Annotated in this window: 1 pseudogene; it reads right to left on the bottom strand. The window is 68.8% G+C overall.

The features are described 5' to 3' along the window. Nucleotides 1–240 (bottom strand): annotated as a pseudogene (locus tag ACQG3P_RS22715) (hypothetical protein); the annotation flags it as partial.

Raw genomic sequence — 240 nt, forward strand, 5'->3', positions numbered from 1 at the left:
TCCGCGTAGGTCGCCGGCAGCGCAACGAACAGCTGGTACGTCCGCCCGGAAACCGGGTCGGGATCATTCCAGACTTCGCTTCCAACCACTAGATAGGGAGCGCCGTCACCACGCTGGCCGCCCAGGGCCGTGGCCTTGGTCGGTATCGTCGGGGCCGCCAACGGCGCTGCGGCGTGCGGCTTGGAGTCCGGGGTCTCTGGCGGCTTGGCCCACCCGGTGTGAATCAGTGCACGCAGCACG

The sequence above is a fragment of the Stenotrophomonas sp. SrG genome (genome assembly GCF_050031795.1).
Lineage (GTDB): Bacteria > Pseudomonadota > Gammaproteobacteria > Xanthomonadales > Xanthomonadaceae > Stenotrophomonas > Stenotrophomonas rhizophila_A.